The organism is Caldimonas sp. (assembly GCF_046289365.1).
Taxonomy (GTDB): Bacteria; Pseudomonadota; Gammaproteobacteria; order Burkholderiales; family Burkholderiaceae_C; genus Caldimonas.
In genome coordinates this window covers 1-6,803 of sequence record NZ_JBKBVU010000165.1, presented here as the reverse complement: position 1 = coordinate 6,803, position 6,803 = coordinate 1, and the positions used below count along the sequence as shown (strand labels likewise).

Annotated in this window: 7 protein-coding genes; 4 read left to right on the top strand and 3 right to left on the bottom strand. The window is 66.7% G+C overall.

What is annotated here, in order from left to right:
* Together ACK42S_RS14030 and gatB are read left to right on the top strand one after the other, a co-directional pair.
* On the top strand, nucleotides 1-582 hold a 582-nt coding region (locus tag ACK42S_RS14030), incomplete at its 5' end, for an amidase family protein (RefSeq protein ID WP_409708719.1).
* A 1-nt stretch (nucleotide 583) separates the two neighbouring features.
* Nucleotides 584-2,041 carry an Asp-tRNA(Asn)/Glu-tRNA(Gln) amidotransferase subunit GatB gene (gene gatB / locus ACK42S_RS14025; protein ID WP_409708716.1) on the top strand — a complete coding sequence of 486 codons (1,458 nt, stop codon included), beginning with the start codon at nucleotides 584-586 and terminating at the stop codon, nucleotides 2,039-2,041.
* A gap of 6 nt (nucleotides 2,042-2,047) precedes the next feature.
* Here the strand turns inward: gatB and ACK42S_RS14020 are convergent, their stop codons facing one another.
* Nucleotides 2,048-3,178, bottom strand: coding sequence for a patatin-like phospholipase family protein (locus ACK42S_RS14020; RefSeq protein ID WP_409708713.1), 1,131 nt, complete (start codon nucleotides 3,176-3,178; stop codon nucleotides 2,048-2,050).
* 188 nt (nucleotides 3,179-3,366) lie between these two features.
* On the opposite strand from ACK42S_RS14020, the gene ACK42S_RS14015 reads away from it, so the two are divergent.
* Nucleotides 3,367-3,969, top strand: coding sequence for an N-acetylmuramoyl-L-alanine amidase (locus ACK42S_RS14015; RefSeq protein ID WP_409708710.1), 603 nt, complete (start codon nucleotides 3,367-3,369; stop codon nucleotides 3,967-3,969).
* A gap of 83 nt (nucleotides 3,970-4,052) precedes the next feature.
* Nucleotides 4,053-4,340 (top strand): hypothetical protein, encoded by a 288-nt coding sequence (locus ACK42S_RS14010; protein WP_409708707.1) that lies wholly within the window; start codon nucleotides 4,053-4,055, stop codon nucleotides 4,338-4,340.
* Nucleotides 4,341-4,878: 538 nt separating this feature from the next.
* Here ACK42S_RS14010 and pcp read toward each other — a convergent pair.
* Nucleotides 4,879-5,532 carry a pyroglutamyl-peptidase I gene (gene pcp, locus ACK42S_RS14005; RefSeq protein WP_409708704.1) on the bottom strand — a complete coding sequence of 218 codons (654 nt, stop codon included), beginning with the start codon at nucleotides 5,530-5,532 and terminating at the stop codon, nucleotides 4,879-4,881.
* Between the two features lie 17 nt (nucleotides 5,533-5,549).
* A complete protein-coding gene (locus tag ACK42S_RS14000; protein ID WP_409708701.1) occupies nucleotides 5,550-6,566 on the bottom strand; it encodes a LacI family DNA-binding transcriptional regulator in 1,017 nt (338 codons plus the stop codon).
* Nucleotides 6,567-6,803 lie beyond the last annotated feature (237 nt).

Genomic DNA, 6,803 nt, shown 5'->3' with positions numbered 1-6,803 from the left:
CTGGTGGACGTGAGCCTGCCGCGCACCGAGCTGTCCATCCCCGTCTACTACATCATCGCCCCGGCCGAGGCCAGCTCCAACCTGAGCCGCTATGACGGCGTGCGCTACGGCCACCGCGCGAAGGACTATGCCGACCTGCTCGACATGTACAAGAAGAGCCGGTCCGAAGGCTTCGGTGCCGAGGTCCAGCGCCGCATCATGATCGGCACCTACGTGCTCAGCCACGGCTACTACGACGCCTATTACCTGCAGGCCCAGAAGCTGCGCCGCATGATCGCCGACGACTTCCAGGCCGCCTTCGCCCGGTGCGACCTGATCGCCGGCCCGGTTGCCCCCACGGTGGCGCGCGTGCTGGGCAGCCAGACCGACCCGGTGCAGGAATACCTCGCCGACATCTTCACCCTGCCGGCCAGCCTGGCCGGCCTGCCCGGCATGAGCGTGCCGGCGGGCTTTGGCGAGGGCGGCTTGCCCGTGGGCCTGCAATTGATCGGCAACTACTGGAAGGAAGGCGAGCTGCTGCATGCGGCGCATGCCTTCCAGCAAGCCACCGACTTCCACCTGCGCATCCCCCAGGGCTATTGAGATGACCCCAATCGCATCGAAACTCGTGCGCGGCTACGAGGTGGTGATCGGCCTCGAGACGCACGCACAACTGTCCACACGATCGAAGATCTTCTCAGGGGCCAGCACGGCCTTCGGTGCCGCACCCAACACCCAGGCTTGCGCGGTGGACCTGGCCCTGCCCGGCACACTGCCGGTTCTGAACCGGGCTGCGGTCGAGCTGGCCATCCGCTTCGGCCTGGCGGTCAAGGGCACCGTGGCGCCGCGGTCCATCTTTGCGCGCAAGAACTACTTCTACCCCGACCTGCCCAAGGGCTACCAGATCAGCCAGTACGAGATCCCGGTGGTGCAGGGCGGGCAGGTCGAGTTCTACGTGGGCGACGAGAAGCACGTGGTGCACCTCACCCGCGCTCACCTGGAAGAAGACGCCGGCAAGTCGCTGCACGAGGACTACCACGGCCAGACGGGCATCGATCTCAACCGCGCCGGCACGCCGCTGCTGGAGATCGTCTCCGAGCCCGAGATGCGCTCGTCGGCGCAGGCGGTGGCCTATGCCAAGGCCCTGCATGCGCTGGTGGTGTGGCTGGGCATCTGCGACGGCAACATGCAGGAGGGCAGCTTCCGCTGCGATGCGAACGTCTCGGTGCGCAAGCCCGGCCAACCCTTCGGCACGCGCCGCGAGATCAAAAACCTCAACAGCTTCCGCTTCCTGCAGCAGGCCATCGACTACGAGGTGAACTGGCAGATCGACCTGATCGAGGACGGCGGCCAGGTCGAGCAGGCCACCGTGCTCTTCAACCCCGACACCGGCGAGACGCGGGCCATGCGCAGCAAGGAAGACGCGCACGACTACCGCTACTTCCCCGACCCCGACCTGCCCCCGCTGGTGATCGCCCCCGAGTGGATCGAACGGGTGAAGGGCGAGATGCCCGAGCTGCCCAGCGTGATGGCCGAACGCTTCCAGCGCGAGGACGGCCTGCCGGCCTATGACGCCATGATGATGACGCAAAGCCTCGCGTTTGCGCGCTACTACGAGGCCGCACGCAATGCCTGCCAGCAGCCCAAGCTGGTGGCGAACTGGTTGATGGGCGAGGTGTCGCGCCGGCTCAATGCCGAAGGCAAGGACATTGCGCAGGCCCCCGTGCAGGCCGCCACGCTGGCCGCGCTGATCGGCCGCATCAACGACGGCACCATTTCGAACAATGGCGCCAAGCAGGTGTTCGAAGCCCTGTGGAGCGGCCAAGGCAGTGATGTGGATGCGCTGATTGACGCCAAGGGCCTCAAGCAGATGAACGACACCGGCGCGCTGGAAGCCATCCTCGACGAGGTGCTGGCCGCCAATGCCAAGTCGGTGGAGGAATTCCGCGCCGGCAAGGACAAGGCCTTCAACGCCCTGGTGGGCCAGGCCATGAAGGCCACCAAGGGCAAGGCGAACCCGGCCCAGGTGAACGAGCTGCTGAAGAAGAAGCTCGGCGTCTGAGGCGATTCAACGCCCGAGCCAGCGCCGCCACCACGGGCGGCGCGGCGGCCTGGCTTGCAGCGGGACGGGCTGGGCGCGGGTGGCGTCGGTGCGGCCCAGGAACTGCGCTTCGATGTCCAGCGACGAGCGCCGGCCCAGGTCGCGGCGGTGCGCCGCCAGCCAGCGTTCGGCCGCCGCGCGGCCCAGCGTGAAGAGCTGCTCCAGGAAGGCCGGGTCGGTGTTGAGCTTGCTCGACGCATTGAAGGGTGCGAGCCCCTCGTCGTCGGCCACCATGTGCAGGCGCAGGTCCTTGTACCGGCGCGGATCGAGCTTGTGTTCGCGCAGCAGCCGCGACACGAAGGCAATCGCGCGCAGCTCGGCGATCAGGCTTGCGTTGAAAGTGATCTCGCTCATGCGGTCCATGATCTCCACACTGCGCATGGGTGTGCCTTCGCGTCGCAGCGGGTTGATCTTCACCAGCAGGATGTCCAAGGTGTTCGTGCGGTAGATCAGCGGGTACAGCGCCGGGTTGCCGGTGTAGCCACCGTCCCAGTAGGGCTCGCCGTCGATCTCCACGGCCTGGAACAGGAAGGGCAGGCAGGCCGAGGCCAGCAGCGCGTCGATGCTGAGATCGGTGCCCGTGAACACCCGCGCCTGGCCGGTGTGTACCGAGGTGGCCGTCACGAACAGGCTCAAGCCCGGCACATGCGTGTGCGACTCGCGCAGTGCCGCTTCATCCACATGCCGGCGCGCCACGTCGCGCAGCGGGTTCAGGTTCAGCGGGTTGAACTCATAGGGGCTGAAGCTGCGCCAGAAGCTCGTCACCCACTGGTAACTGGGCAGCCGGTCGAAGTTGAAGCTGTGGTGCTGCGCGGCAGCCGCCTGCGTCAGCGAAAACGGCGAGAACACCTGAGCGCTGCGCCCCACGTCCTCCCAGAACGCCCGCAAGGCCGCACGCGCCGCCTCACGCCCGCCGCGCACCAGCCCCGTCACCAAGACCGCGCCGTTCAACGCCCCCGCACTGGTGCCCGAGATGCCCTGCACCGACAGGCCCTCGTCTTCCAGCAAGCGGTCGAGCACGCCCCAGGTGAAAGCGCCATGCGAGCCCCCGCCTTGCAAGGCGAGGTCGAGGGGGAGCGCGGAAGAAACGGAGGACATAGAGATCAGGGTTTGCCCGAGTGTAGGACGATGGGCTGGATCGGGCGTGGCGGGGATGCGCTGATCGCGCAGCTGTTGCAACTCCCGAAATGCGGTTGTCACACTCGCTCACGAAATGAGCCTTGTCTTGGGATGGCGGCTGCCTAGACTGATGCGCCGTCATTCCTGCAATATTCAAGGAGGTTCCGATGTCGAACATCGACAAGGAAGGCATGCTTGTGCACGTCCAAGTGCAACATCGGCGGTATCCCCAGATCGAGCAGGGGGCCCTCGAGGCCGCCCGCGCGATCGTCATCCATCAGACGGATGCGGATGACGAACAGTCCACGTTCAATGCCTACGCCCGAGGTGGTCATGGCGCGCATTTCCTCATCGCAAAAAACGGGACTCTGTACCAGACGGCGAGCCTGTTTAAGCGTTGCTTTCACGTGGGTGCGCGCATCAAGTCGCGCTGCCTGGAATTGTTGAAGGCCAACTGTCGCGATCCGGAAATCGCCAAGGCACTTGCCTTGGGGTGGTCGGCGCAGATTGCCGCGATCAACGACATCGAACGCCGTAAGCCCTACCCTGAGCGCTTCCCGGTAAACAGCGACTCCATCGGCATCGAGCTGGTCGGCAGGCACATCGATGAAAGGCGCTATGAGGCGGTGACGACCGAGCAGAATCACCGGTTGCAATGGTTGATCGACGAGATCTACCGTCACTTCTCTCTCACGTCTGCTGATGTCTTCCGTCATCCGCAGGTGTCGTACAAGCACCCTGATGAAGCGGGGAGTGCCGTATGGCGATGAGGTTGGTCGCCCTGGCTGGGATGGTTCTCGTCAGTGCTTGCGTAACGGGACTGCCAGCGTTCAGGCCCGATGCCGTACGAGACGTGTACCTCTCCGACTTCGAATCCACCGAACCCCAGCGCTGTACCCCAGCCGACGTGCCGGGCCGCCACGCCGATGCGGCAGCCTTCTTCCGCCGAGCGAAGCCCGTAGACGCCAAGACGCTGCATGACCACTACGAGCAAGCGCCCTGCGCCGCACTCGGGGTGCTGCAGTACCAGGGACAAACCTGCAGCTGGCGCATCACGGCGGCCTGGACGGGTACGGTGCGATGCGATGGGCACGAGTGGCTGCTCGTCTGCAACGATTGCGAAGACCTGATCCGACGCTGAAATACACACGGAAGACATCACTCTCGACAGAGTTGTCGACACGCGGAGCCATGATTTACGTGGCCGCGTACTACCTGATCGCAGCTCCCCTCTCTTTGTGGCTCAAGCAGTTGTTGATGCCTAAGGCTTGGGTCCGACGGTATTGGGGGGCCGCCTTGCTCCAGGGAGTCAGAGGTAGCGGTCTATTCAGGCCTCGTGATGGGTCTGATGAAGACGGTGATGCTGCGGAGCCTGATCGGCTTCCCCGGTTGGGCCGGAAACGCAACGCACAGGAAGCTCACACGATGGCTCCAGGCTGGTACAGATGGGCGGCACGCGCGGTGCTGGCGATGGGCTGCGCAGTGCCTGTGGTGTTTGTGTCGGTCATGATGGCCTTGCGCTGGCATCCGAGCCCATGACGATCAACCCTGAACAGATGCCGCGGCACAGCCTGGTTTGTTTGTGCCTGCCTGGTTTCGGGTGGCGTGCATTGCGGTGTGTGTTTGACCTGCCCCCCGTCACCCGCGTCTTGACGCTTTGAGCGCAGGGCTGGTGCGGTTCAATCCAACGCACCCCCGCCCACCACCCGATCGACCCGCTCGCGCAGTGCCGTCCGCAGGGCCACCAGCACGCCATCGCGCATCGTCTGCAGTGCCATGCTGGCCGTGGGCTGCGCCAGGCATGCGGCCTGCCCGGGCAGCAGCGGCACATGCATGAACCCGCCGCGAGCGCGCGGATGCCGTGTGGCCAGCGCGTGCATCAAGCCGTAGAAGACATGGTTGCACACGAAGGTGCCGGCGGTCTGCGACACCGAGGCGGGCAGGCCCGCGGCATGCAGCTCGGCGACGATGGCCTTGATCGGCAGGGTGCTGAAGTAGGCGGCCGGGCCGCCGGGCACGACCGGCGTGTCGATGGGCTGGCGGCCGGCATTGTCGGGGATGCGGGCGTCGTTGACGTTGATCGCGACGCGCTCGAGGCTGAGATCGGCCCGACCGCCGGCTTGGCCCAGGGCGAGCACGAGGGTGGGGCGGTGCACTTCGAGCGCCTGGTGGAGCATGTCCAACGCCGCGTCGAAGACGCAGGGCAGCACCAGACCGGTGACCGGGGCTCCGTCCACACACTGGCCGTGCAGCGCCTCGGCCAGGGCCTGCGAGGGATTCATGATGTCGCCGCCGAAGGGCTCGAAGCCGGTGAGCAGGATGCGCAGAGTCATGCGCGCATTGTGGTGCCTCAGAGCCGGCGCGTCGTCTCGCGCACGATGAGTTCGATCGGCGGCAGCGTGATGGGTTCGGCCGGGTGCCCCATCAGCGAGAGCAGGGTGCGCGCGGCGTACAGGCCCACCTCGTAGATGGGCTGACGCACGGTGGTCAGCGGGGGGGTGAGGTAGGCCGAGGCGGGCAGGTCGTCGAAGCCCACGAGCGAGACATCGTCGGGCACACGCACGCCGCGGCGGTACAGGGCCATGCGCGCGCCGTAGGCGCTCTGGTCGTTGGCGGCGAACACGGCGGTGAAGGACTCGCCGCTGTCGATCAGGCGGTTCATGGCCATCAGGCCACCGCTTTCCATGAAGTCGCCCTGCACGATCAGCGCCGGGTCGGCCATCAGCCCGGCCTCCTGCAGGGCACGGCGGTAGCCGGTCAGGCGCCGGCGGGCGTCGTCATGGTCCTGCGGGCCGGCGATGTGCGCGATGCGGCGGTGGCCGAGGTGGATGAGATGGCGCGTGGCGAGGTAGCCGCCGGTTTCCTGGTCGAGCTGGCAACTGCGCAGTTGCGGGCCGGTCACCTCGCGGCCGGTGGCCACCACCGGCTGGTGCAGCGCAAAGGCCTGCACCTGCTCGTCGGACAGGTGGCCGGTGAGGATGATCAGGCCGTCGATGCGCCGAGCCATCAGCAGTTCGATGCGCTCGGCCTCTTCCTCGGCGTTCCAGTGGCCGCTGACGATGATGGGCGCGTAGCCGCTGCCGTTCAGCCCCGCCTCGATGCCTTTCATCGCCCGGCCGTAGAAGGGGCTCTCGACGTCCTGCGTGACGATGCCGACCGTCATCGTGGTGCCGGTCTTGAGGCTGCGCGCGAACAGATTGGGCCGGAAGTTGAGCCGGGCGATGGCGGCTTCGACCGCGGCGCGCTTGTCGGCGGCCACCCGGGCCGTGCCATTGAGGATGCGCGAGACGGTGCTGGGCGACACGCCGGCGGCGCGGGCCACGTCGAGCACGGTCACGGGTGGGGGGGTGTCGGTGTCGGAGCTCACGGGCGGGATGGGGCGGATGGGTTGCGGCAACGGTTCATGATAACGTTTTCAGTCCGAACGGGCAGCCCCCCCCGTGGAACCCCGTCGGCCACCCGGTCTGACAACGGAGACATGCCTTCATGAAACCCTTCCTGTTCCGGGCCGCCGCACTGGCGGCCCTGGGGTGGGACCTGGCCGCACCGCCGGCCCAGGCCTGTTCCTTCGACCAAACGCCGCAGGCACGCACCGAGAGGTGCA

What these genes read in the sequence shown, in the direction of transcription:
- gatB (WP_409708716.1), top strand. Translation starts at nt 584, where the DNA reads ATGACCCCAATCGCATCGAAACTCGTGCGCGGCTACGAGGTGGTGATC.
- ACK42S_RS14020 (WP_409708713.1), bottom strand. Translation starts at nt 3,178, where the DNA reads ATGTCCTCCGTTTCTTCCGCGCTCCCCCTCGACCTCGCCTTGCAAGGC.
- ACK42S_RS14015 (WP_409708710.1), top strand. Translation starts at nt 3,367, where the DNA reads ATGTCGAACATCGACAAGGAAGGCATGCTTGTGCACGTCCAAGTGCAA.
- pcp (WP_409708704.1), bottom strand. Translation starts at nt 5,532, where the DNA reads ATGACTCTGCGCATCCTGCTCACCGGCTTCGAGCCCTTCGGCGGCGAC.